Annotated in this window: 25 protein-coding genes and 1 tRNA gene; 12 read left to right on the forward strand and 14 right to left on the reverse strand. The window is 45.2% G+C overall.

Annotated elements, in window-relative coordinates; genetic code table 11:
- Window positions 1-215: 215 nt before the first annotated feature.
- The 4 genes from ureC to QUA99_RS26855 form a co-directional block, all read right to left on the reverse strand.
- A complete protein-coding gene (ureC, locus tag QUA99_RS26840; protein WP_333242617.1) occupies window positions 216-1,973 on the reverse strand; it encodes an urease subunit alpha in 1,758 nt (585 codons plus the stop codon).
- Between the two features lie 49 nt (window positions 1,974-2,022).
- Complete coding sequence (locus tag QUA99_RS26845; protein ID WP_333242614.1) at window positions 2,023-2,334, reverse strand: urease subunit beta; 312 nt, start codon at window positions 2,332-2,334, stop codon at window positions 2,023-2,025.
- Window positions 2,335-2,367: 33 nt separating this feature from the next.
- Complete coding sequence (gene ureA, locus QUA99_RS26850; protein WP_333242611.1) at window positions 2,368-2,670, reverse strand: urease subunit gamma; 303 nt, start codon at window positions 2,668-2,670, stop codon at window positions 2,368-2,370.
- Window positions 2,671-2,833: 163 nt separating this feature from the next.
- Window positions 2,834-3,709, reverse strand: coding sequence for an urease accessory protein UreD (locus QUA99_RS26855; protein WP_333242608.1), 876 nt, complete (start codon window positions 3,707-3,709; stop codon window positions 2,834-2,836).
- Window positions 3,710-4,087: 378 nt separating this feature from the next.
- Here QUA99_RS26855 and QUA99_RS26860 point away from each other — a divergent pair, with 378 nt between their 5' ends.
- Both QUA99_RS26860 and QUA99_RS26865 read left to right on the forward strand, forming a co-directional pair.
- Complete coding sequence (locus tag QUA99_RS26860) at window positions 4,088-4,324, forward strand: hypothetical protein (protein WP_333242606.1); 237 nt, start codon at window positions 4,088-4,090, stop codon at window positions 4,322-4,324.
- A gap of 241 nt (window positions 4,325-4,565) precedes the next feature.
- A complete protein-coding gene (locus QUA99_RS26865) occupies window positions 4,566-6,344 on the forward strand; it encodes an ATP-binding protein (RefSeq protein ID WP_333242603.1) in 1,779 nt (592 codons plus the stop codon).
- Window positions 6,345-6,811: 467 nt separating this feature from the next.
- Here QUA99_RS26865 and QUA99_RS26870 read toward each other — a convergent pair.
- Window positions 6,812-6,896, reverse strand: a tRNA-Leu gene (locus tag QUA99_RS26870).
- A gap of 197 nt (window positions 6,897-7,093) precedes the next feature.
- Between QUA99_RS26870 and ndhL the strand changes: the two genes are divergently transcribed.
- The 7 genes from ndhL (at window position 7,094) to QUA99_RS26905 (ending at window position 16,142) form a co-directional block, all read left to right on the forward strand.
- Window positions 7,094-7,309 carry an NAD(P)H-quinone oxidoreductase subunit L gene (gene ndhL / locus QUA99_RS26875; RefSeq protein ID WP_333242600.1) on the forward strand — a complete coding sequence of 72 codons (216 nt, stop codon included), beginning with the start codon at window positions 7,094-7,096 and terminating at the stop codon, window positions 7,307-7,309.
- Window positions 7,310-7,615, forward strand: a complete 306-nt coding sequence (locus tag QUA99_RS26880; RefSeq protein ID WP_333242597.1) for a DUF3007 family protein — start codon at window positions 7,310-7,312, stop codon at window positions 7,613-7,615.
- A gap of 304 nt (window positions 7,616-7,919) precedes the next feature.
- On the forward strand, window positions 7,920-8,717 hold the full coding sequence (gene trpA / locus QUA99_RS26885) for a tryptophan synthase subunit alpha (protein WP_333242594.1): 798 nt from the start codon (window positions 7,920-7,922) through the stop codon (window positions 8,715-8,717).
- Between the two features lie 466 nt (window positions 8,718-9,183).
- Window positions 9,184-9,798 (forward strand): DUF6658 family protein, encoded by a 615-nt coding sequence (locus tag QUA99_RS26890; RefSeq protein ID WP_333242592.1) that lies wholly within the window; start codon window positions 9,184-9,186, stop codon window positions 9,796-9,798.
- 722 nt (window positions 9,799-10,520) lie between these two features.
- Window positions 10,521-10,838 (forward strand): hypothetical protein, encoded by a 318-nt coding sequence (locus QUA99_RS26895; protein WP_333242590.1) that lies wholly within the window; start codon window positions 10,521-10,523, stop codon window positions 10,836-10,838.
- A 143-nt stretch (window positions 10,839-10,981) separates the two neighbouring features.
- A complete protein-coding gene (locus tag QUA99_RS26900) occupies window positions 10,982-13,381 on the forward strand; it encodes an ATP-binding protein (RefSeq protein WP_333242587.1) in 2,400 nt (799 codons plus the stop codon).
- 394 nt (window positions 13,382-13,775) lie between these two features.
- A complete protein-coding gene (locus QUA99_RS26905) occupies window positions 13,776-16,142 on the forward strand; it encodes a CHAT domain-containing protein (RefSeq protein ID WP_333460483.1) in 2,367 nt (788 codons plus the stop codon).
- Window positions 16,143-16,823: 681 nt separating this feature from the next.
- On the opposite strand, the gene crn3 is transcribed toward QUA99_RS26905, so the two are convergent.
- The 8 genes from crn3 to QUA99_RS26945 all read right to left on the reverse strand — a co-directional run bounded on the left by crn3 (window position 16,824) and on the right by QUA99_RS26945 (window position 23,583).
- On the reverse strand, window positions 16,824-17,156 hold the full coding sequence (gene crn3 / locus QUA99_RS26910) for a CRISPR-associated ring nuclease Crn3/Csx3 (protein WP_333242577.1): 333 nt from the start codon (window positions 17,154-17,156) through the stop codon (window positions 16,824-16,826).
- A gap of 43 nt (window positions 17,157-17,199) precedes the next feature.
- A complete protein-coding gene (locus QUA99_RS26915; protein ID WP_333242574.1) occupies window positions 17,200-18,129 on the reverse strand; it encodes a DUF192 domain-containing protein in 930 nt (309 codons plus the stop codon).
- 19 nt (window positions 18,130-18,148) lie between these two features.
- The gene (locus tag QUA99_RS26920) at window positions 18,149-19,885 is read right to left on the reverse strand and encodes an NAD+ synthase (RefSeq protein WP_333242571.1); all 1,737 of its coding nucleotides are present in this window, start codon (window positions 19,883-19,885) and stop codon (window positions 18,149-18,151) included.
- An 87-nt stretch (window positions 19,886-19,972) separates the two neighbouring features.
- On the reverse strand, window positions 19,973-20,266 hold the full coding sequence (locus QUA99_RS26925) for an isochorismate lyase (RefSeq protein WP_333242568.1): 294 nt from the start codon (window positions 20,264-20,266) through the stop codon (window positions 19,973-19,975).
- Between the two features lie 70 nt (window positions 20,267-20,336).
- Entirely contained in the window at window positions 20,337-21,086 is a 750-nt protein-coding gene (locus QUA99_RS26930; protein ID WP_333242565.1) for an NrtR DNA-binding winged helix domain-containing protein, read from the reverse strand.
- Window positions 21,047-21,646 carry a nicotinate-nucleotide adenylyltransferase gene (locus QUA99_RS26935; RefSeq protein ID WP_333242562.1) on the reverse strand — a complete coding sequence of 200 codons (600 nt, stop codon included), beginning with the start codon at window positions 21,644-21,646 and terminating at the stop codon, window positions 21,047-21,049. The genes QUA99_RS26930 and QUA99_RS26935 overlap by 40 nt, the downstream gene beginning before the upstream one ends.
- Window positions 21,647-21,800: 154 nt before the next feature.
- A complete protein-coding gene (locus tag QUA99_RS26940) occupies window positions 21,801-23,225 on the reverse strand; it encodes a nicotinate phosphoribosyltransferase (RefSeq protein ID WP_333242559.1) in 1,425 nt (474 codons plus the stop codon).
- A gap of 130 nt (window positions 23,226-23,355) precedes the next feature.
- Entirely contained in the window at window positions 23,356-23,583 is a 228-nt protein-coding gene (locus tag QUA99_RS26945) for a hypothetical protein (RefSeq protein WP_333242556.1), read from the reverse strand.
- Between the two features lie 141 nt (window positions 23,584-23,724).
- Between QUA99_RS26945 and QUA99_RS26950 the strand changes: the two genes are divergently transcribed.
- A complete protein-coding gene (locus QUA99_RS26950) occupies window positions 23,725-23,874 on the forward strand; it encodes an isochorismate synthase (RefSeq protein ID WP_333242553.1) in 150 nt (49 codons plus the stop codon).
- A 174-nt stretch (window positions 23,875-24,048) separates the two neighbouring features.
- Here the strand turns inward: QUA99_RS26950 and QUA99_RS26955 are convergent, their stop codons facing one another.
- Window positions 24,049-24,735 (reverse strand): diacylglycerol/polyprenol kinase family protein, encoded by a 687-nt coding sequence (locus QUA99_RS26955; protein ID WP_445251046.1) that lies wholly within the window; start codon window positions 24,733-24,735, stop codon window positions 24,049-24,051.
- Window positions 24,736-24,941: 206 nt separating this feature from the next.
- Here QUA99_RS26955 and QUA99_RS26960 point away from each other — a divergent pair, with 206 nt between their 5' ends.
- Window positions 24,942-25,223, forward strand: a complete 282-nt coding sequence (locus QUA99_RS26960) for an antibiotic biosynthesis monooxygenase (RefSeq protein ID WP_333242550.1) — start codon at window positions 24,942-24,944, stop codon at window positions 25,221-25,223.
- A 53-nt stretch (window positions 25,224-25,276) separates the two neighbouring features.
- Window positions 25,277-25,654: a DinB family protein gene (locus tag QUA99_RS26965; RefSeq protein ID WP_333242548.1), complete on the forward strand. Its 378-nt coding sequence runs from the start codon at window positions 25,277-25,279 to the stop codon at window positions 25,652-25,654.
- Window positions 25,655-25,697 lie beyond the last annotated feature (43 nt).

Here is a 25,697-nt window from a genome sequence, read left to right on the forward strand (position 1 = left end):
CTCCTTCCCTCACACTCCTGTAGATGCCTTCTATGCTTGTAACTCCTCCTAGTTGTAAAAAACCTACACCTGTCAGGGGGGCTAGGGGGGGTCGAAGAGTGTTGCACGATTTTCCAGAAATGGTATTACTGTTTGTGGAACAGGCATCTTGCCTGTTCCTACTCGATCTTTTAGTCCGCGAAGAGGGAATAACAAAGCCGGATTTGGTATGCCAATCAAAACAGAAAATATCTCTGCGCCATTGGCAAAACAGTTGCCGGTTCGCAAGTCAGTAATTCCCCATCCGCCCTCACTTCATAGGTTTCTGGATCGACTTCGATTTGTGGCAAATAATCGTTGAGTTTCATATCTCTTTTACTAATTTGCCGTGTCCCGGAAACTGCTACAGTTGGCTTTTGCAAACCTAGCTGTGCGGCAATATCTCGATCGCGCGCAGCTTGCGAAACGAACGTCAGACAAGTCGCCCCAATCGCACCGCCAAAACTCCCAAACATCGGCCTCATATGCACCGGTTGCGGTGTAGGAATGCTGGCGTTAGCATCTCCCATCTGCCCGTAGGCGATCGCCCCTCCTTTAATTACCAGTTCCGGTTTCACCCCAAAAAAAGCAGGCCGCCACAAACACAAATCCGCCAACTTTCCCTCTTCCACCGAACCGACATACTGACTAATTCCGTGAGTTATTGCCGGATTAATTGTATATTTTGCAATGTACCGCTTCACCCGAAAATTGTCATTTTCTCCGCCTGTGGAACGGGCATCTTGCCCGTCTAAATCACCTGTGGAACTGGCATCTTGCCCGTCCAAATTCCCCCTTTGAACCTTCATTTTATGAGCCGTTTGCCAAGTCCGAATAATCACTTCCCCAACTCTTCCCATCGCCTGAGAATCAGAAGAAATCATGCTAAACGCACCTAAATCGTGCAAAATATCCTCAGCAGCAATAGTTTCCCTTCTAATTCTCGATTCAGCAAAAGCCACATCTTCAGGAATGCCCCGATCTAAATGGTGACACACCATCAACATATCTAAATGTTCTTCCAATGTGTTGACAGTATAAGGCCTAGTCGGGTTAGTTGACGAGGGCAAAACATTAGCTTGCCCGCAGACTTTAATAATATCCGGTGCGTGTCCGCCGCCGGCACCTTCGGTGTGGTAAGTGTGGATCGCGCGATTTTTGAAAGCGGCAATTGTGGCTTCGACAAATCCCGCTTCATTGAGAGTGTCGGTGTGAATTGCAACTTGCACGTCGTACTCGTCAGCTACACTCAAACAAGTGTCGATCGTTGCTGGTGTAGTTCCCCAATCTTCGTGGAGTTTCAAACCCATTGCACCGGCCAATATTTGTTCAATTAATGCTTGGGGTTGACTGCTATTTCCTTTACCTAAAAATCCTAGATTTACGGGAAAAGCCTCGGCTGCTTGCAGCATTCGGTACATATGCCAAGGCCCGGGAGTGCAAGTGGTGGCGTTTGTACCCGTTGCGGGGCCAGTGCCACCGCCGATCATGGTAGTGATGCCGGAGGCGATCGCCACTTCAATTTGCTGCGGACAAATAAAGTGAATGTGAGTATCAATTCCCCCGGCAGTGAGAATCATTCCTTCGCCGGCAATTACTTCTGTACCGGGCCCGATAATAATATCTATCCTATCTTGAATATAAGGATTTCCGGCTTTGCCAATTTTAAAAATCTTGCCTTCTTTAATCCCAATATCTGCTTTGACAATTCCCCACCAATCTAATATTAAAGCATTAGTAATTACCGTGTCAACTGCGCCGTCAGCATTAGAAATAGGCGACTGTCCCATGCCGTCGCGGATCACTTTGCCACCACCAAATTTAACTTCATCCCCGTAGGTTGTGAAGTCTTTTTCAACTTCTATGAATAATTCTGTATCGGCTAAACGCACGCGATCGCCAGTTGTGGGGCCGAAGGTTTCCGCGTAGGCGCGGCGATCCATTCTATAACTCATATTAATGCACTCCTTACTTCATTTTTATTGATAATAGTCCAATTCTCTCTCATCCATCTAACTCACCATTCACTTTTCCATTAAAGCCGTAGACTTCACGACTACCTACAAAAGGTACTAATTGCACTTCCCTTTCATCTCCCGGTTCAAATCTAACTGCTGTTCCCGCCGGAATATCCAATCGCATTCCTTTTGCTTGTTCTCGATTAAATTCTAAGGCTTCGTTAGCTTCGTAAAAATGGTAGTGGGAACCGACTTGTATCGGGCGATCGCCTTTATTTCCTACCAGCAAACTTAGTGTTTCACGACCTGCATTGAGTTCTATTTCACCTGCTAAAACAATCATTTCCCCTGGAATCATTTTTTCCTCCTGTGAGTCTCTGTGGTTGATTTTTTAACGGATCGGATCGTGTACTGTAACGAGTTTAGTTCCATCGGGAAAAGTCGCCTCAACCTGGACTTCATGCACCATTTCTGGTATCCCTTCCATCACATCTTCCCGCGTCAGGAGAGTTGTTCCATAACTCATTAAATCGGCGACGGTGAGGCCGTCTCTGGCTCCTTCTAAAATGGCGGCGGAAATGTAGGCTAGTGCTTCTGGATAGTTTAACTTTAAACCTCTTTGTTTCCGGCGCTCTGCTACCATGGCGGCGGTGAAAATCAGCAGTTTGTCTTTTTCTTGGGGGGTGAGTTGCATTTTTATTCTTGTAAGTGCGATCGCATTATTTGATTATGATATCTTTTACGGTTGTTTGTGAATGATTTAACCGCAGAGGGCGCAGAGAGCGCAGAGTCTCCAGAAGAGAGAGATGAATAATCTAGTTAGGAGGGCAATTATACATTGAAACTCAAAGATCATCCTATTTTATCCAAACTCTGGGCAAACAGCAAGGGCGTTCTGAAAAAGATAAGCGCAGCAAGTGCCAAATGCTGACAAACCAGTCTCTAGCTGCGGTTGTGGATGTACCGCGATATCGGCACAGCAAACCGTTAGGAATACGAGTCACGCCGACGGTGGAATCACCTGGATAAATTGTTGCCTCAGATGGCAAATCTCGCACTTTTTCCACGAACTCTGTGGTGACGGGTTCGCCTACCCAAGCTAGGGTGGCGACTACGGGTTTTCCTGCCAAGCCGTGAGGACTTTCGAGCATTGTTTCTCCACCTTTGAGCAATTGTCTGTCAATCCATAAAGGGCTGTTTTGTTGCCAGACTTCGGTGTGCGAGATCCATTCTCCAGACAAGAACTTTTCGCCCCTAGCACTGCGTCCAAATCTGGTAATTTCCCACAGTAAAATCCTCGCTGTTGGTGCTAATTCTACCCGCAAATTTTGCCGATATATTGCGCCGTCAAAAACTATTGTTTCCTGTGGCAGCCATTCTAAATTAGCACCGGCTTCTAGTTTGATGTCGATATTTTGTTGTGATTCTAGTCCGCTGCTGCGATAGATTTTACCAGCGGCGGCCGTGGTAATCAAGGCTTTGGCGTTGGGTTGGAGGTGAAAATGGCTGGAAAGTCGATCGCCCCCGACAACTCCCCCAGCCGTGTGCAAGATGACGCTGTGACAAACCTCTTTCCCTTCAGGATAAAACGGGCGCTGCACCTTGAGGGGCGCTTGCATTTGATTATGAATAATTTGAGTTGCATCGCTGCGGTTAGCGTAGGCTAAATTCAGGCGGCCGTGCCAGCCAGTTTGAATGTTATTTGTAGGTGTGTCAGTCGAGTTTTCAATCACAGATTTTTAGAATTTAATAATAAAGATTATTAAAAATATAGTATTACTACCCGCTACCCAACATTCCGCCTGGGAATAAATTCCCGGCTCATAGCTCAAGTCCTCTGAAATAGGACTAAATAAATAGTATAACAGATTTCTTAATTGTTAAATTAAAAAGTATAAAATATTCTTTTCAGTCCTCTTCAGAGGACTTTAGCTATTAGACAGGGACTTCAGTCCCTGGCGATCTATGACAAAAGATAACAATAATACAAGATCGCTTACATCCACAATACCTGCTTTGAAACTTTCCCATTTCCCCAGACACCGACTGGTCAATCAGTAGAGCAAATTCGGGCAACAGCGGTCGAATTGCATCAATACCGCACTCAACAAATGTTAGTCAAACACTGGGGAATTACTCAAATTTACAACAAGTTTTTTGCAGAACCAACAAGTCAACTTTATAAACTTCATGCTAAGCTCGATCGCGAATGTAATGCAGCTTACGGATTTACTGACAGCTACGATATTTTACCAAAAGTGCTGGAATTAAACCTAGAACTGGCAGAAAAAGAAAAACGGGGAGAACCGATAGTTGGACCTGGTGTCCCACCTGACTACAAATACTAATCGCTGTAACCCTAAGTTTTGTAAATTTGCGTATAATCACATAGATTGTTGATAGAGATCACAAACACTCTAGTCTAAAAAGAGAGATACTAGGGGAAGAGTTGAGTATTGAGGGGTGAGTTTTGAGCTAAAAAATTCAAAATTCAAAATTCAACACTCAAAACTGCTTTCGACCTTCAGCATAAGTGCATTCTGCTTTTCTTCGCTCAATTACTCCTGATTGTTTTGGGAGGAACTTTCAATGTTATTATTTACCCACACTCAGTCCAAGAATAGCAAGGTAGAGCAAGAGCACTATTCTCAAAAACATTTGTTACAAACTTCAACTATTAATCTAACTGCGCTAAAGGCAGAATCCAACCATTTGCGGCTCGGTCAAAAGATTAGCTATGGCTATGCTTTAGCTATCGGCATAGCGATTTTGGGAACTGGTGCGGGACTGAAATTGGGAGACTACTTTCGCAAGCAAGCTTTAGTTCAGGTGAATGTTGCCCAACAGCAGCAGCAAATGCTGCAAAATTTGCAAAATACGGTATTTGAAGCCCGATCGCACGCGGCGAGATTGCCAGTCGTTTTGGGAAACACTATGGCGCTGAAATACGAACAAGATCGGTTTTTCGGGCAAATAAATCAGGCGAAAATCTTGATTTCAGAAATTGAATCTTTTGCACGAGAAAATCCCGATATACTAGCCACAGAAGAAGCAGCATTGCAGGCTCTCTTGAAGAAATCTTCCCTTGTCATTGATTACTACGGCAAGCTAATTAAATTGCAGTTAAAAGATGCGGAATTTGGGAATTTGTCGCCCAACAGCATCGAGTCCGCACAGCTACAAATGTTGAGGACTAGCAGCGGTCAAGAGGCGATCTTACTAAATCACCTTGCTCAACGTTTAACCGAGCTAATTTATACAGTAGAAATTCACAAACAGCAAGGAATCCAAGCATTAGAAGAAGCTGGAAGTTTGCGAAACAGAATTATTCTCGGAAGTATGCTAATTTCAGCACTCATCGCCGCCACCCTAGCGGACAAAACCAGCCGCGCGATCGCCCAACCCCTCGAAACCCTTACTAATGTCGCTCAGCAAGTCGCTCGCGAATCGAATTTTAACCTGCAAGTACCCGTCACAACCGAAGACGAAATCGGAGTTTTAGCGAGATCTTTCAATCAATTGATTCAGCGAGTTAGCGAGTATACACAAGAACTCAAACAAACTCAAGCCCAATTAATTCAGACCGAAAAAATGTCATCTCTCGGTCAAATGGTTGCAGGGATAGCCCACGAAATCAACAATCCCGTCAACTTCATCGGTGGCAACATTGACTATGCCAACCAATACATCGAAGATTTGGCAGGTTTGGTAACTCTCTATCAAGAATACTATCCAAACCCACCAGATGCCATTCTAGAGCGCATCGAAGACATTGAACTCGAATTTCTCAGAGAAGATTTGCCAAAAACCCTCTCTTCGATGAAAATGGGAGCCGATCGCATTCGGGAAATTGTCGTATCCATGCGGAATTTTTCGCGATCGGACGACGGAAAAATGAAATTAGCCGACATTCACGAAGGAATTGATAGCACCCTCGTCATTCTCAATCACCGGCTCAAACAAGGTATTCAAGTTATTAAACTATACGGCAAGCTGCCTGAAGTTGAGTGCTATCCCGCGCAACTAAATCAAGTATTTATGAATATTATTTGCAATGCAATAGATGCTCTGGAGGAAGTGAAAAAGGCAGACAAAGGCTATTCGCCAACCATTTGGATTAGCACGGAGATTACGGCAGACAATACTGTCACTGTCAAGATTAGGGATAACGGGCCGGGAATTGCCTGCGCCAGTACCCAACAGATATTTGACCCATTTTTTACTACAAAGTCGATCGGCAAAGGTACTGGATTGGGATTGGCCATTTCCTATCAAATCCTTGCCAAGCATCACGGCAAAATTGAGGTAAATTCTCAAATAGGACAGGGTACGGAATTTGTGATTACTTTGCCAGTTGCTGCGTCATAAGGGATGAGAATTAAATAAAATCCACTTTTCATGACTGTTGTGGGATGGGCTCTCGTAGCCCGTCCCCGATAGACGGGCTACGAGAGCCCATCCCACAAGAAAAAAGGGAAATTATTTAATTGACGATCCTAAGCTGTTACGAATCTAGATTGTATTTTTGGGCGGGCGGGACGCCCACCCCACAAGAATTTCATCAAACTTGACTGTAAAATTTAGATCGGCCTGAGTTGATAACGCGGGGCGACTTCGTTTTTGTTTGCGGGGACGATCGCACTTGCCGTTGGCGATGATGGCAAGCCAGCGGGGACGATCGCTTGCAAGGTATAATTCCGAAATTTTTATGGGGGCGGAGAGACTTGAAATACTCGACCACTCTCAAGAGCGGAACTGAGCGAAAGATGAGCGGAAAACAGAACTCTTGGTGACAATAAATCTGAAACCGTTGACTCACAAATGATTGAAATGGATGGGGGCGGAGGGACTTGAACCCACACGACCGTTTCGGGTCAACGGATTTTAAGTCCGTAGCGTCTACCATTCCGCCACGCCCCCCTTTGGTTGAGCTGCTGTGGTTTTGAGCCACTAAGAGCAACAGCCTTTTATTCTACAGCCAAAACCCCAATTTACGCAACCCCTAATCAAAAAATTCCCAAAAGTCGCGCTGCATCTCCCCAAGCGGTACAATAGTTAACCAGCTAACGGAGCGTGTCAACCGACTTACCGTGTTATTTTTCCCCTAAAGCAAATCTATGTATATTACCTTACTGCTTTACGCCGTCTTGGCAGGAACCTACCTCCTGGTAGTACCAGCGGCTACCTACGCTTACCTGAACAGCCGCTGGTACGTGGCTACCTCTGTTGAGCGCGGCTTCATGTACTTCTTGATGTTCTTCTTCTTCCCAGGTATGTTTCTCCTAGCTCCATTTTTGAATTTTCGGCCGAAACGGCGGCAGATAGAAGCCTAAATGCGACGTATTGACGTAATTGGAATCAGTATCGGCTTTTTTGCCGCAGGTGGGTTTATCTACTTGCTGCTGCAATTTGCCGGACTCGACAGCATGAATGCAGGGATTTGGAGTCAGTTGTTTTTGATCGCCGGCTTGATTGGCTGGCTGGTGACTTATTTATTTCGAGCACTGACTCAAAATATGACCTACAGTCAGCAACTGCAAGACTACAAAGAAGCTGTTTTGCAGAAGCGGCTGGATGAACTCACTCCTGAAGAATTAGCCAAACTTCAAGCCGAAATAGAGCAGGAAAAAGATAATTAGTCCATAGTCCTTAGTTCTCAGTTATTAGTTATTAGTGAGCTATTAGTGTTTAGTTATTAGCAATAAACTCTGAACTAATGACTGGGAATAACAACTCATGAATAGTAATATTGACGGCTAACTAATGACTGATGACTGATATCACGTTCCCTAAAATAAGCGCGATAGGTTTGTAGTGAAAACTTCAGTCCGAGGAAGTTTTATGAGGAAGTAATTCCTCACTACCAACAAATTTGATTGCGATCAATCGAGGGGAAATCCTATGTATGATGACTGATAACCAATGACTGATGACTAATAACTAATGACTATTTCTAATTGTTTTGAAACGTTACGCAAGAACAACCAATGTGCATTGATTCCTTTTATTACTGCTGGCGACCCAGACTTGGAGACAACGGCTAAAGCACTGCAAATTTTGGATGATAACGGTGCAGACGCGATCGAGCTTGGCGTTCCCTATTCTGACCCGCTAGCTGACGGGCCGGTGATTCAAGCAGCCGCTACAAGGGCTCTACAGCGGGGAACGCGGTTAGATGCGGTGCTGGAAATGGTAGCGAAAGTTAGTCCGAATTTGCGATCGCCCATCATTCTCTTCACATACTACAACCCGATTTTGTACCGAGGTATAGAAACCTTCTTGCAGCAAATCAAAAGCGCCGGAGTTCAGGGATTGGTTGTACCAGACTTGCCCTTAGAAGAAGCAGACAGTCTCATCCAACCTGCCAACAAATTAGGGATTGAACTAACATTATTAGTTGCTCCCACCAGTCCCAAAAGTCGTATAGAAGCGATCGCTCGCCAGTCTCAAGGATTTATTTACTTAGTCAGCGTGACGGGGGTGACAGGAGTGCGCGAAGGCTTAGAAACGAGAGCAAAAGAGTTGCTGCAAGAACTCCGCACCGTCACCGACAAACCCATCGGCGTCGGGTTTGGTATATCGCAACCCGAACACGCTCGCCAAGTGAAAGAATGGGGTGCAGACGCTGCGATTGTTGGCAGTGCTTTTGTCAAACGCTTGGCCCAAGGTACTCCAGAACAGGGTTTAGAAGCGATAGGCGAATTCTGCAAGAGTCTAAAAACAGCGATTCAAAATGCTTAGCCACTGTGCAGATACTTTCAGCCATTAGACAGATGTGTGCGATCGGGATGTGCGGCGACAATTGCGATTAAAGACCTTGTTGTACTTGAGATCATACACCACCTTCCTTCTAGTTCCTGACTAGAAGGTTTTTTTTGAGCCGAAAACGCAAAACATTTCAACATACTGCGCGCACGGAGAATCAAACATCCATGTAGGGAAACGACATTTCCGTGTCGGGGGCGGGATGTGCCGACTTTAAATAATGTCTAGAAGATCGAAGATTGTCCATTCCTTTGTCCTTTGTCCTTTGTCCTTTTTCCTTCTACTATAACTTGAGGAATGTAACTTGGGATAGATAAAAAGCTCCTGTTTCTATTCGTATAGTTAAAGAAGTGTTTAAGTGCCTAATTAGGTAATTTGTAATGCTAGCCATCTACAGAACCACTAGGCATTTGAGCATCTCACAATAGAAAGGAGCATTTTTATGAAGAGACTAACTGCATTTCTGAAAAAAATTCGAGCTGTACAAATTTTAACAGTGTTTCTGGCTGGCATTTTAGTATTAGTGAGCACTGCCTGCAGTCGCCCAGATGTAACGGCAGGAAAAACTGATGTAACGGCAGGAAAAACTGATTTAGTGGCAGGAAGAACTGCCGACAAAATTAGAGAAGAAGTGCCGAGTGGGGCTGTAACTTCCGAATACAAAGGCGGCATGAACAACTACAGCGATGACGATCCCAGAAACCAAAAGTTAACATCAGCAGAAGCAAAAGCTCAGCTTCTCAAAGAGCAAGCGCAGCACCGCATCGACACCAAATCTAGCAACAATGTAGGCGAAAACGTGCGGCGGGTAGCGGACGACGCGCCTGACAAACTCGACCAAATTGGGGAAAAGGTGAAGGAAGATGCTCGCACGGCTCAGCGCAAAGCTGATGACTTTGGCGACAAAACCAAACAAGGCTTTGCTAATCTTAAAGAAAACACTCGCGAAGGCTTGAAGGGAGCAAAAGATATTGTTAAAGAAGCCACCCAGGGAGCCAAAGAAAGAGCAGCAGAGGGTACAGAGTCTCTGAGATATAATACCGACACAGGCAAATAAAATGTCACAGATGCAGCGTGCAATGAAAAATAGAACGCTGAAAATGCCTCGCATAAGGTTCGGTAGAAAGTGAATCGAAATATTCACAGAACTCAACGAGCAGCCAAAAAATGGCAAACGCGATCGACTAATCTCAAATAACGCTGTTTCCTTCTCTGGAAGCTAAATTCCGACACGGGTTAAAACCCCTGTCGGAATTTAGCTAAATTCCTCTCAAGACGACTGTATATTACTATTTGATGCGGTATTAACCCGTGGGAGGGCTATTAGCCCGGAAGTAAAGTGTAGAGTTGGTTTCAGCAGAATGAAACAGCCGGGATTTTAAACAAAGGGGGGGTTGGAGTGCTACTCATTTCACCAGGGATTTTTTTTATTTATATATATTATATTTTGAGTTTTTAAGGTAAAATTTTTTACATCAGATCTAGGAAATTTGACCGCTCGAGCTATATTAAATTCAATTAATTACACCTTGTATTTTTATAGACACGCTTCTGCTGTGTTCCTACGGTATTTCGGGTTCATTATAACCGCATTTGAGATTAACCGCAGAAACTTATACGTAAGTAACAGGCTGCAATGCCGATCGCCAAAGTATAAAATGTTGTTCATTCACAGATAATTGGAATTTTTGACCGACCGATCGAAAATTATGCTCTTTATGCCCTAAGATAGATAGACTAACTTTTTTGAAGTTAATGTCTGGGTTGAGGTCAGCCGATATGGACGCAATAGTAGATGCACTAGATTTGACTGCGGTAGTGCGGGGATATCGCCCGATCGCGCAATTGTACACCGATTCTCGATCGGCTGTCGATCGGTTTTTGCGCGAGAAAGACCGACAACCCGCCACTAAAATTCTCAAACCTACGTCGTTGTGGCGGATGATTTCCGGTGGGCGGTGCTGCCAAAATACGATAAAGTTGCATCAGCCGTCGTTAATTGCATCGGTCGAAATATTCCTCAAGCGCACAGACATTCTCGACGAGATCGAACGGTACCCTGTTATTTATAAATATATGAAACATCCGAATATTTGAATTGATATTGACTTTTACCTGCCAGATGGAGGCCGATAAATTTTAGCAAAAAGAGGGGACGGATTCGGGATATCTTCGAGCCGTAATCCGCATTCAACCGACAGGGAAATGGAAGCAAACCTTATCGTGGGAATTATGTTTCAATGCTAATAACGATGATGCACGACTTTTACGATGCGCTGGCACATTTGGAAATCTATGCAGGTGCCGCACCGACGGAGCGCCAACAAATCCTTGAGCGCGTTGGGGCCAGTCAGAAAAAACTCAAAGAATTCGCGCACCATACCCCGATCAATTACCAACACAAGTTAGATCTGGTTGAGGCAGAATTGCTCCGCGTTTTGGGGCAGACAGCAGAAGCAATGGAACTGTACGATCGAGCTATTACCGGAGCTAAAGCTAACGAATATTTGAATGAAGAAGCTCTTGCCTGCGAACTCACTGCTAAGTTTTACCTGTCATTGGGAAGAGAAAAAATTGCGCGAGTCTACATGATAGATGCCTATGATTGCTATGTCCGCTGGGGAGATCGAGCCAAAATTGACGACTTAGAAAAACGCTATCCTCAATTGTTAAAACCGATTTTAGAAGCCGCAAAACTCCCAGCAAATCCATTAGCTAATTGTCCAACACCGGCTGGATCAAATCAATCGCTTCATCCATCCATTCATCCGTCTGTTTCGGCTAGCGTCTCAGATTTTGGAAATTTTTCAAGTCTGCTAAAAGCTTGTCAAGCCCTCTCTAGTGAAATTCAGCTCGATCGACTGATTGCCAAACTGATGCAACTGGCAATGACAAATACAGGATCGGACAAAGCAGCGCTGATTTTGCCAAACGGCAATCAATGGGAAATCGCTGCTACAAGCGCGATCGACAATTATGGAGCCGATCGGGCGATCGACTTATCATCCGCAACACTCGATGAAAACAGCGAGCTCTTGCCCCTCAAAATTGTTGACTGCGTTAAAAACTTGTTGAAACCTGTGATTGTGCGGGACATCGCTCAAAAATGTGATTGGGATTCCGACTCCTACATCCTCAAATACGAACCGCAGAGTTTGTTGTGTTGGCCGATTCTCGATCGAGGCAACTTAGTCGGCATTTTGTATCTGGAAAATCGGTTAACCCCAGGAGTTTTTACCCGCGATCGCCTGCAACTTCTCAATCTCCTGTGTTCCCAGGCAGCCATCTGTTTGCAAAATGCTCTGCTATATCAAAAATCTCAGGATTACTGCCGACAATTAGAGCGATCGCTAGCAAAATTCAGTCGAACCGAAGCTCAGCTTGCCGATCAGAAACAAATGCTCCAAGCGATTATTGATGTCGCTCCGATTTGGATTTGGATGATTAATCCCAGCGGTAAAGTACAGTTTTTGAACAAAACCTTTTCTCAAAATATGGGAGTGCCTGTGAGCGCTTTCCTAGCTGTCGATCATTACAAAGATATACTGGGAGAGGATGCAGCGGGGTGTCTGCTTTCAGATGCCGCCTGCCTTGCCCAAGATTTGCCGCATTACTCCAGCGAAACTCTCAGATTTATTGACGGCAAACTACACTATTTAGAAGTCACGAAAGTGCAGCTAAAAAATTGCCAGGGTGAGACGATCGGGATTATTGGTTTAGGTGTTGATGCCACCGATCGCAAGCGAGCAGCGGAACTTTTGCAAGAGCAAAACCAACAGCTAGAACAAACTTTAAAAGATTTACAGCAAGCGCAACTGCAACTCGTTCAAAACGAAAAAATGTCTGCTTTGGGCAATTTAGTCGCCGGAGTCGCCCACGAAATTAACAATCCGATTGGGTTTATTTCTGGCAATTTAAATGAAGCTAAAAGGAGTTTAGAAGATGTGATAGAACACTTAAAATTGTATCGCTCCGCTGCACCGAAATCGGAAATGGCAGACCACGCCGAAGAGATAGACCTCGATTATATTTTGGAAGATTTACCGAAGATGATTGATTCAATGCAAGTTGGGTGCGATCGCATTTCCAGCATCAGCACCAGTTTGCGTACCTTCTCCCGAGGCGACAAAGACTACAAAGTTCCTTTTAATATTCACGAAGGCATTGATAGCGCTATTTTAATTTTGAAACACCGCCTCAAAGCAAACGAACACCGCCCGCAGATCGAAGTGATAACTAAATTCGGCAATCTCCCTAAAATCGAATGTTTTCCCGGTCAATTAAATCAAGTTTTCATGAACCTGCTTGCTAATGCGATCGACGCCTTAGAAGAGTCAAATTTAGGACGCAGTTTTAGTGAAATTGCCGCCAATCCCAACCGCATCACAATTTGCACTGAGGTAATGGGCGAAACGCACATTAAAATTAAGATTGCTGATAACGGCACGGGGATAAAAGAGGAAGTTAAAGAGCAGATATTCGACCATTTGTTCACGACGAAAGGTGTCGGCAAAGGAACTGGATTGGGGTTGGCAATTGTCCACCAGATTGCGGTCGCAAAACATGGCGGAAGCATTGAGGTGAATGCGGAGCTAGGAATTGGCACTGAGTTTGCGATCGTTTTGCCTGTGAAAGGATAAATTTTAATTAAGATTCAATGTTTTTTGGGCGATCGTGTAATAAGAGATACTGACTTTGATTCGGATATTTTTTTGAAAGCCTTGGCATAAGTCTTTTAAAGTAGCATCATTTTTTTCATCAAGCAGTTGTTCAATCGCATCAATTTTTCTAACCAACTTTAAGGAAAATGCGCGATCGGTAGAAAGGGAAGCTAGACTTTTTACCTCTCCCTAGCGAATGGGCGAGTTTTTGAACCAAGCGTTGAGCTACTTTAAAACGTTATGAGTTGCTCGCCCTCATGAAAGAGGATTGCTTTGTGCGAGCCCAAAACGCTAATGAACTTTACTGTATCTCATGCGGTTGATAACCGCTATATTGGCTCAAGTGATGTATCTGACGGAGGAAGTAAAAGCGATGAAACTGCAAACCATTGGCTCGACGTTACTCTTCTCACTTCTAGCCGTGGTGAGTGGCGGCGAATTTCCTTTCCTCCCTAGTGCTCAAGCCAAAATCTCTTCTCCTCAATTTTTGGCTCAGAACCCGACAGGTCGGAAAACGGAAGCTGACAGATTGTTAGAGCAAGGTTTCCAGCAATTGCAGATGAGTCAATTGGAAGCAGCTATGGAGTCTTACCAACAGGCGCTGATTATTTACCGAGAAATTAAAGACCGCCAAGGCGAGGGAAGAGCTTTGGGACATTTGGGAACTGCTTACTCTTACCTCGGCGACTACGCCAAAGCCATTGAGTACATTCAACAGCAGTTGACAATATCCCGCGAAATTAAAGACCGCCAAAGTGAGGGCAAAGCTTTAGGAAATTTAGGAGCTGCTTATCTTAGCCTCGGCGACTACGCCAAAGCCATTGAGTACATTCAACAGCAGTTGACAATCGCCCGCGAAATTAAAGACCGCCGAAATGAGGGTGCAGCTTTGGGAAATTTGGGATTTGCTTACATGAAGCTCGGCGACTACGCCAAAGCCATTGAGTACATTCAACAGCAGTTGACAATATCCCGCGAAATTAAAGACCGCCGAAATGAGGGTGCAGCTTTGGGAAATTTGGGATTTGCTTACATGAAGCTCGGCGATTATGCCAAAGCCATTGAGTACGCTCAGCAGCACTTCGCGATCGCGCGCGAAATTAAAGACCGTCGAAATGAGGGTACAGCTTTAGGAATTTTGGGAATTGCTTACCTTAACCTCGGCGATTATGCCAAAGCCATTGAGTATACTCAGCAGCAGTTGGCGATCGCCCGCGAAATTAAAGACCGCCAAAATGAGGGAAAAGCACTCAGTAATTTAGGCTGGGCACTCTACCAACAAGGCAATTTCTCAGCCGCCGAAAAAACCCTACTCGATAGCATACAAGTTTCAGAATCTCTCCGAGCAAATTTAGACGATGCCCAGAAAGTGTCAATTTTTGACACGCAAATAGACCCCTATTTCTACTTACAAAAAGTCCTGATTGCTCTGAAGAAAACCAATGAAGCTTTAGAAATTGCTGAACGGGGAAGATCGAGAGCTTTTGTAGAGTTACTAGCCGCTCGCCTTTCCCCTTCTCCCACTGCTCAAACCACCATCAACCCGCCCAACATCCAACAAATTCAACAAATCGCTAAAGAACAAAACGCCACCCTTGTCGAGTATTCAACTATCTGGAATGAAGCTCTCTATATTTGGGTAATCAAGCCCACTGGTGAAATTACTTTTCGCTCTGTTGACCTCAAATCCCTCAACATTAATCTCGGACAAGCTACGGAAAGCACAAGAGTCGCTGCTGCTACTGGCAGAGGATTGAGCGAACAAGATACAGTCTTTGCAGACATGATTCGCGGCACTCGCGATGCTTTGGGTACATCGGAAAATAATCTCTCCTATCAAGCAGCAACAAATCGCCCCAACTCAACCCCTGCTAATTCCCAAACCGCTAACCCAAAATTACAACAACTTTATCAATTACTAATTGAACCCATCGCTGACCTTTTACCAACCGAACCCAACGATCCCGTTATCTTCATTCCGCATCAATCCATCTTTTTAGTTCCCTTTGCTACCCTACAAAATGCTCGAGGTCAATACCTAGTTGAAAAACATACCATCATCATTGCTCCCGCCATTCAAGTCTTGCAACTAACCCGCCAAGCAAGGCAAAAAGTCCGCCAAGTTTCTCCCCAAAATGTCCTGGTTGTCGGCAATCCCACCATGCCCAAAATTGGCAGCCCCCCGCAGCAATTAGATCCGCTCCCTGGCAGCGAACAGGAAGCCCAAATCATTGCCAAACTTCTCAACACTCAAGCACTGATCGGCCCTCAAGCCACGAAAACAGCTATTATTCAACAAATGTCAAATGCTCGGATTATTCATCTAGCGACTCATGGTTTATTCAAGGAAGTTAAAAGGCAAGATATACCCGGAGCGCTCGCCCTGGCTCCCTCTGGGAATGATGACGGCTGGCTCACTTCCAGCGAAATCTTAGATTTAAAATTAAATGCCGAATTAGTCGTTTTAAGTGCTTGCAATACTGGCCGAGGAAAACTAACGGGTGATGGTGTTGTTGGCTTGTCTCGCTCATTAATTACTGCCGGAGTTCCCAGCATCCTCGCGTCTTTGTGGTACGTTCCCGACGCTCCCACCGCTGAATTAATGGCAGAATTCTATCGCCAGTTGCAGCAAAATCCTAATAAAGCTCAAGCCTTGCGACAAGCAATGCTAATCACGATGAAAAAGCATCCCGAGCCCAGAGATTGGGCTGCATTTACCCTGATTGGTGAAGCAGAGTAATAGCTTTTAGAGCTTACGCAACTGGCACATAGAGTAGGCGGTAAGATAAATCCTTCAGGACTTACGCAGGCACACTAGATATACAGGATATTCCAGGTTGATGAAGTACAGCAGCAGCAGCTTGTAAACCAGTTTTTGAAGTGCTTCGTATTGCTGGGAGGGTGAAACTTAAAGGTTTTTTGGGCCCGCGATAGTAAGTAGGTTATTACTGAGATATTGCACCATTTTCAATAAGCTTTTCTGCATTTAAATTGTCTGGAAAAAAATTAAAGTCTTGTGGGGTGGGCGTTCCGCCCGCCCTGAATATACAATTTAAATGCGCGACAGCTTAAGCATTTTATGAACAGGCAAGATGCCTGTTCCACAAGAGATGATTTTTTTTGTGGAACGGGCATCTTGCCCGTTCTTGAGAATGGTGCAACATCTCAGTTATCACTGAGATATTGCACCATTTTCAATAAGCATTTTATGAACAGGCAAGATGCCTGTTCCACAAGAAATGATTTTTTTTGTGGAACGGGCATCTTGCCCGTTCTTGAGAATGGTGCAAGATGTGAGTTATTACAAATAAACATTACATGAGGAGAGGGCGGATTGATAAATATTGTGGATGTGAATCAAAGATTGTTGGTAAAATCCGCCCTACAAATATTACGGTTAATTTACCCAAAACAATCTAATTTAATCACTCGGCAAACTCAATTTTAATACCTGTCCAACTGATACCTCGTGCTTGTGTGTCGCTACCACCACCGCACCTTCTAATCGCGGATCGTAACATCCCACCCAAGCCGCAGGATGGCATTCGTGCACTAAATACCCGTACAGCCAAATTGAGCCTCTACCTTCAATGACAATTCCTTGGCTGAATTGAACATTTTGAGGAAGTTTCAAACCTTGTAAATCCTCGGGTGTGATAATACCGTCTTGAGTTGCAATTCGCAAGCGCAAAAGTTGGTAAGCTAAACCGTCTTGAGTTTGACTGGGGATTATTTTTAATTCAATAGGGTTCATTGGATGCACAAAAGTTGAATGCTGCGATAAAATCATATACCTTTTAGGGTAAATTGGGAATCCGATCGCCAACTTTGAGTCCCAATTGGGCCGCCCTTCCGCCTCTGAGTTCAATAACTCCGTCAACGGGAACATCCGGGCCGTAGTTGGGGCAGGTTTCGCCCAAACACGGCGGTACGTTAGGAATTATCGCCTGCACTACGCCTTCCCGCAGAAAAACCATATCGAGCTCAATAAACACGTTTTTCATCCAAAAACGCACGTTTCGCGCGGGTTCGATGGGGAAAAACATTCCCCTGTCGTCCGGCAATTCTGTGCGAAACATTAAACCTGTCGCTTGCTCTTGGGGAGTTTGCGCCACTTCCAGTCCGATCGCGCGATCGGCTACGATCGTGTTAACAGAAATTGGCAAAAGCTGACCTCTATCTATTCCGCCAAACAGCGATATAAAGTTTGATTCAGTCAGATTATTGTTTCCCGAAACTACTCCTAAATAATTACCCGAGCTTTTATCTTTCATAATAGTTTGGTTGTCGGAAACAGAAAGCTCCAAATCGCTAAACTTCATGCCTTCTGTCAAGACAATTTTATCATTGCCGTTGCCAAAATCTGTAATTATATCGGCTTCAGTAATAGTAGATGCGGCGGAGGTTCTTTCAATCACAAATAAATCATCGCCTGCGCCTCCTGTCAAGATATCCCCGGCTTCGCCGCCTGTTAGCAAATCGTTACCCCGATCGCCAAACATCCAATCGGAGTCTTGTCCTCCATAGATTGTATCGCTTCCCTGACCCCCAGACAGCGTATCAGCGCCTTCATTTCCTGCTAGCAAATCATTTTCTCGATCGCCAAAAATTCGGTCGTTTCCCCCCAAACCTCGAACAGTATCATTACCCGCAAATCCTCTAATCGTATCGTTGCTGAGAGTTCCCAGGAGAAAATCGAAGCCGAAAGTACCGTCGATGTTAACCATTTTGCGTTTAATGATGCGTTTAATAGAAAGAATATTTGGCGATCGGCATCCGCCAACCGGTACCAAAAGCTCGATCGCTAATTTTCAAACCCGGGGCTGCTTGTCGCCGTTTAAACTCCGCTTGCCTCACTAATTTTACTACACGTTTAACCACCGCTTCATCGTGTCCTGCCGCGACAATTTGTTGGGCAGATTCGTGATGTTCGATCGACCGCTGCAAGATGTCATCCAAAACATCGTAATCCGGCAAAGAATCTCGGTCAATTTGTCCCGGTTTCAGTTCAGCACTCGGCGCTTTAGTAATAATATTAACCGGAATAATTTCCTTTCCCAGGGGTGGAGACGGGGGCTGCGCCCCTACATATCCGCCAGAATTCAGCCACCGACAAAGCGAATAAACGCGAGTTTTCGGCACATCAGAAATCACCGCCAATCCCCCATTCATATCGCCGTAGAGAGTGCAGTAACCCACCGCCATTTCCGACTTATTGCCAGTCGAAAGCAGCAGATGTCCGAACTTATTAGAAATTGCCATCAACAGATTGCCTCGAATCCGCGATTGAATATTTTCCTCAGCAATCCCGAAAGTTGTATTCACAAACAAATCGGCGAGAGTGCGATCGTAAGTTTTCATCAAATCGCCGATCGGCAATAGTTCGATCGCGATGCCCAGATTTCGGGCTAATTCCAAAGCATCATTAACCGAATGATCCGAACTGTAAGGAGAAGGCATCAGCACCCCTAGAACATTTTCGGGCCCGATCGCGCAACTGGCGATCGCCGCCACCAAAGCCGAATCTATCCCGCCGCTTAAACCGAGTACAACTTTAGAAAAACCGCACTTGCGAACATAATCTCGCACTCCCAAAACCAAAGCGGCCCAAATTTCAGCATCTCCCTCGGCAGGATAAAAACTCAACGGCGCCGCCTCAATTCCTGCTGCACTTTGCTGATTGCTGCCAACTAAATCTTGTTTAGCTGCGTCATATTCCAGCACCGCAAAATCAGTTTCAAAAGAAGCTAATACCTGAATCAAATTACCCTTTCGATTCACAGCAAAACTGCTGCCGTCAAAAATAATATCGTCATTTCCCCCTATCTGATTAGCGTAAATAATCGGTATTCCGCAGCGGATGACGCTGTGCTGCAACATTGCCGATCGCACTCCCCGCTTCCCGGCACAGTAAGGCGATGCCGACAAATTCACTACTAAATCTACGCCCAATTTTGCCAAATCGGAAACAGGATCGCCCGCGTAACTGCGTTTACCCCAAAACTCCTCATTGTTCCACAAATCTTCACAAATTGTCACCCCGATTTTGAGTTCGCCAATAGAAAAGTAATTGCTGTTTTCTCCAGGTTCAAAATATCTATCTTCATCAAATACATCATAAGTAGGCAACAAGCGTTTATGAAAAACTGTTTTGACTGCGCCATCTTGCAACAAAACAGCGCTGTTAAACAATGGTTTTCCGCCTAGTTGAACCGCATTAGCATTAGGTACGGCAGTGCCGACTATGACTGCCAACTCGGGAGGCAAAGCTTGCGCCAGTTGCTGCAACTGTGCGCCTGCGGCTGCAATGAAACTCGGATCGATCAACAAATCGCGCGGCGGATAACCGATCAGGGAAAGTTCCGGTGTTAGCAATAAGTTTGCGCCCTCAACCTCCGCTTTTTTTGCAGCCTCCAGAATTAGGTTGGAGTTGCCAAAGATGTCACCAATAGTAGGGTTGAGTTGTGCGATCGCAATTTTCATATCACCAAATCACCTCATAAATATTGCTAACAGTCCGCCCGCGCGGACTCACTTTCCTATAGCTCTAGATTTGAATGTATAGAAACCTTACTCAGATTTGTAATGTTTCAACTCTTCCTCAATATAATAATTTACCAAATCCCGGTAAATATTTTCAACCACATCAGGATTCAAACCCGATTCTAAAGCCCACTCGCGCCGCTGCTGTAACATAGCATGAAAGCGATCGGGCGATCTAACGCCAGCTTCACTTGTTTTGAACCTTGCTGCCGCGACGACGTATTTAAATCTCTTGCTCAAAGCGTCGATCACTTCTCGATCGATGATATCTATTTCCTCCCGAACTTCCTGAATATTAGCGCATTCATCAGGGTCTTTCATCGCCCGCACTCCTTAATAGCTTCTATTATAATGTTACTCAATTGATCCCCGAATGTCACCCAAGGAACAGCTAGATAAACACCAGCGGCTTATTTTTGAAAGGAGCAAAAGCGGCCGCATCAAAGCGGTACAAACTAGCAGGGCGGCCAGCCCCCCGCGAAACCTTAACACCGGTATCGCACAAAAAACCCAATTTTAACAATCGAGCTCTAAAATTAGAATAATCCGAAAAATTTTCCCCCAAAATAGTTGTATAAAGTTGATACAAATCGCTCAAAGTAAAAAGTTCTGGCAAAACTTCAAAAGCTACCGGACTGTATTCAAGTTTGTTGCGCAGCCGCCGGTATCCGTATTCGAGAATTTGATTGTGATCGAATGCCAGCTTAGGAACTTGTTGCACGGGATACCAAGCAATGCCCCCGACACGGTGGCCGACGCCCGCAACTACACTGCCAGCAATTAACTCAGCTTCCTCAAAGCGAACCAAAGCAAAATAACTAACCGAAAGATAACGATCGCCCCTGGTAAGTTCCCGAGGATCGCGCCCCGGTTCTCCAAAAGTATACAGTTGCTCCAGATACAAATTTTTCACCCGAATTTTCTCAGACAAAATCCGGTAAGCCGCATTTTCAAGAGACTCTCCGTGCCGCACCAAAGTACCGGGAAGACTCCAAGAATCAATAAACGGTTCGTCTTGCCGCATTACCAACAGCACCAACAAGCGGTTCTGCACGGTATCGACGGAGAAAATAACATTATCTACTCCTACTTTAAAGTCAGCTAACGAGCAACCTTCGCTCTTTTTTGTGCCTCGTGCCATGCGTACAAATGCTCCCTATGGATGTAATCTTCGATGGTCGGAGTCAGAGCTTCCCTGTCTCCTGTTTCCCGATAGGAGGTAGAAGAAACATTGGGAGCACTCAAAGATGCGATCGCCACTTTTGCACCCATCCGCCTCAACTGCCACAAATCTAATTGTTCTGACGGATAACCCGGTCGCGGTACTATCAGCAACTCCACTTGTTTTAACAATTGTTCAAATTTGTACCAGCGAGATAGTTGCCCCACCAAGTCGGAACCTATTACCAGCGTCAAATCTGCATCCGGCCACAGCAATCTTGCTTGTTCCACAGTTTCTAGCGTCCTCGGACTGCTGAGTTCTGGATGCAAGCAAAGATTGTGTCTCGGCGAATTAATTTCTTGAATGATTAACAGCAGCATTGCCGATCGGTGTTCTAGAGAAGTTTGGTGCGACTTAAAAGGATTGTCCGACGCCCAAACTGCTACCCAATCAAAATTTTGGGAAAGCCAATTCAGGATAGTTTTGTGTCCCGCTGTAGGCGGATCGGCACTGGTTCCAAAAAGAGCAATCTTCTGCATAAGGAATCGGTAATGGGGAATTGTTGACTGTTGACCCTTCGACGGAGCTCAGGGCATCGCTGTTGACTGTTGACCCTTCGACGGAGCTCAGGGCATCGCTGTTGACTGTTGACTACTGACTACTGACTACTGACTACTGACTTCAATCTAAAATCTAAAATCTAAAATCTAAAATCGATTGACTCTTTTTCGTTTTTTGAGTGAGACTCTGCAAATCTGGAGAAATTTCCACTGGCGGCGAAATCGGGTTGTCAAGTTGCCGAGTTTCGGCTCGAAGACTGGCGACAGAAGCAGCAGTTCGTTTGGCAATATCCTCCAAACTTTCCTGGTTCTGCACTCGTTTCCCATCCTTGACAACCAACTCCATTAATGGTAATTGAGAATCGCAATTGTGAATAATTTCCCCGGACAATCCCAAACAATCTCCGAGAATTTGCCCATTTTCAATATGTCTAAAAATTTGCTTTCTTCCTGGATAAGTTACCTTGCCGCTTGCCTCCTTCATCACCGGAATTCCGTCAATTTCCACCAACTTATAAACACCGTTCACAGGCGAACCGCTCACCAACTTCGTTCCCAAACCGTAACCGTCAATGCAAGCGCCGCTACTTTTTAATTTAGCAATTTCTCGCTCGTCCAAATCGCCGCTAGCAAAAATTGGAACGCCCGGAAGGATCGATCGAACTTCCCGAGACAGCACCGCCAAATCGCCCGAATCCAGCCGCACGCCTTCCAACTGCATTTCACCGCTATTTACTCGATCGGCCAACATCCGCGCCGCCGCCACAGTATTATAAGTATCGATCAGCAGCGGCGCCCCGGGAAAACAGCGGTGAAAAGCTGCAAACGCCTGATTTTCGCTGCCTTCGAGAGCCGCCACAGCCATTACCAAAGCATGAGCCATAGTACCTACAGGTTTGCGGCCCAACTTCAAAGCAGCCAAAACATTAGAAGTTCCGTCGAACCCCGCAGCCAGAGCCGCCCTAGCCGCCCACACAGCAGCTTGAGGCCCAAAAGCCCTGCGCGTCCCGAATTCCAGCAACTTAGCCTCCGGGCCCGCTGCATCCCGCATCCGCGCAGCCCGAGTCGCGATCGAAGTTTGATAATTTATCGCATTCAACAAATAAGTTTCCACCAACTGAGCCTGCCACAGAGGAGCCTCAATGCGCAGCAGCGGCTCGTTGGCAAACACCGCCGTCCCCTCCGGCACCGCCCAAACATCGCCAGTAAAGCGGGCTGTGGCGAGTAGAGTCCAAAATCGCTCCGGCGCACCTGCAAAAATGCCAGTGGACTGCAAAGCCTCTATTTGCGCCGGAGAAAACCGAAATTTTTCCAAATAATCGAGAACTTGAGCCAAACCCATCGCGATCGCGTAGCCAAAACCCTCTGGCAGCCTGCGCGCGAACAATTCAAAACTCGCCGCCCGCCCGTCGAGCCCTTCCCCGACGTAACAAGCCGCCATCGTTAGCTGGTAGAGATCGGTCAAAAGGCTGTAATCTGCTGGGGAAACCGTCAGTTCCCCGTCTTCTAAGATTTCTTCAAAACCTGTGAGGTGCAGGCTTTCTGTCGCAGTTTCCATAAGAAAAACCCCGAACAAACTTCTTTGTTTTAATTATAGTGACAAACACCATATCTTTTTGTAAAATTTTGATAAAGGTTGCAGATATTTGTCTGAATAATTGCTTGAGTACGGCGTTGACTAGCAGAATTTAGGTGGCTGGAGGCACGAATATTATGGTAGAATCCATAAAAATACCTAATTTAACAAACTCAGGAATTAACCGCAAACACTCAAACGTTCCAGGTTTTTGACGAAAATATCTGGTTGCAGCCTTGAACCGAGTTAGAAAACCCGGTTTCTGAGCGTCGGGAGTGCGATCGTCACCGCAGGAGTTGAGCAAGGAAAAATCTACCAGCAAAAGGTCGATCGCCCACAAATGCGTAATTTCTAAAACCTTCAGTTTGCTTCTATGTTGCAGACTAATAAGTAATTCAAATAAATATTGCTAAAGTAGTCCAAAGGCAAAAAATAAGAGTAATCTAAAAGTATCCCAAGCCACACAAGAGAGGCGGATTTTATGAATCTTTATAAATCTGTTGTAAACGCAATGCGTTACGTTTCGGAAGGAGCCTCGCGGATTTTTAGACGGAGCGATGACGATTATCCCAACAGTGGCGTTCAGCCTTTTGAAGGTACGCCACCTAAAGGCTCTAAACGGGAAAGATGAGCAGCAGATCGGGGATTTTCTAGCGATGCAGGCAAAGGCATTCTGTTTAACAGTCAACAGTTAATTGTTGACTGTTGACTGTTGACTGTTGACTGTTGACTGTTGACTGTTGACTGTTAATACTAATTGTAGGTTGGGTTTCACTTCGTTCTACCCAACCTATCAATTCCCAATTTACAAAAACTGATTCAGAAAAAAGGCGATCGCAGCACTGCCGATCGGCACTGTCAAATTGTCAATTCCCCACTTAGAAACCGATTCTAAACTAGCAGCAACCAAAGCCACAACGGCAGACACCGCCCAAGTTTGCCAAATATTGCCTTGAACCGCCAGCAAAATCAAACTGCTAACAGCAAAACTCACCAAATACATAGTTGCAGAACCTTCCCAACTCTTCTGCATTCCCCAAACTCGATAACTATGTTTGCCGTATTTCTGGCCGATGACAGCAGCCAATCCGTCGCCCCAAGTCATCACTAAAATGCCCAAAGCAGCGTATTCCTGATGTTGCAGCGGCCAAAACCAAGCGACGAGAATGCTGATAGTAACAGCATAGAAAAAAGTCCCCCAACTCTTCCGGTTGATGCTGTTGAGACTGGGTAAAATCGGAACTTGGTAAGAAATTAGGGCGATCGCCGCAGCTAAAATTCCCGCCCAAATTCCCACCCAACCGGGTATTTCCAGCCACCAAGCCAGCAAAATCACATTTCCAGTACCGATGTGCACCACCTTCCGCGATACCTCAGCATCGACAGAAGTAAAGCGATTTAAGCCCTCAGCTACCAGTAAAATCAAGCCCAGCCAGACTCCCACGAGGGAAATTTGCAGCCACACAGTCGGAACTTCAGAAAATATAGACACGATATTTAGGAAACACTTATTTAGATCAGACACTGTTTACTACTTTAGTGGAAAGCGCGATCGCTCTGTTCGGTGTTGGCAGGATTTTCTACCGTCACTACGGTATAATTTACTCGCTCTCCTGTGCTCGGCTTTGGAGATAAAGTGAGTTAGTCTAATCAAATTAGTCGTTTGAAGTTTTGAGAGGCTCAGAGAAGCTGATTACTATGCAATATGTATTAATTATTCATGAAGTAGAAAACTACGAAGCTTGGAAACAGGTATTCGATCGTGCTGAAAGCATCCGAAAAGAAGCTGGCGAGCGCTCCTATCAAGTCTTGAAGTATGACAGTGAACCCAACAAAATTGTTCATTTCTCCGCGTGGACATCAATCGCAGATGCTAGGGCGTTTTTTGAGTCGCCTAGACTGGTTAAAATTCGAGAAGAAGCCGGAGTTAAAGCTCCTGAATTTATTTATCTAGACCAATTAGAGTCAGGAGTCTTGTGAAAGACCTATTTGTATAATGTAAGTTGTTCAAACTATGTGGTTAAGTGTTGAATATGTACGACGGTAGCTACTACCAGCTAATGGCTGAGTACAATTGCTGGATGAATCAAAAAATATATTCTGTTTGCTCGGCAATTCCTGATGAACAGCGCAAACAGGATATGGGTGCCTTTTTCAAGTCTATTCATGGCACTTTGAATCACTTACTGTATGGTGACAAAGCATGGATGGGTCGTTTCACTCTTCAGCCATTTTCGGTAACTGTTATCGGTCAAGAACTGTATCCTGAATTTGAGGTTTTGAGAGCGGAACGGGAGACAATGGATCGGCAAATTATAGAATGGTCTAGACACCTTAATTCTGACTGGTTGAGTCAACCGTTTGAGTACACAAGCAATAGACATCTCCAAAATAGTAACACTTCGTGGTAATATCACATCATAAAGCTTTTTTGACACAGAAACATGAGCGACA

Origin of the sequence: Microcoleus sp. F10-B2, from assembly GCF_036704965.1 — a bacterium.
In the GTDB taxonomy this organism is placed as follows: Bacteria; Cyanobacteriota; Cyanobacteriia; order Cyanobacteriales; family Microcoleaceae; genus Microcoleus.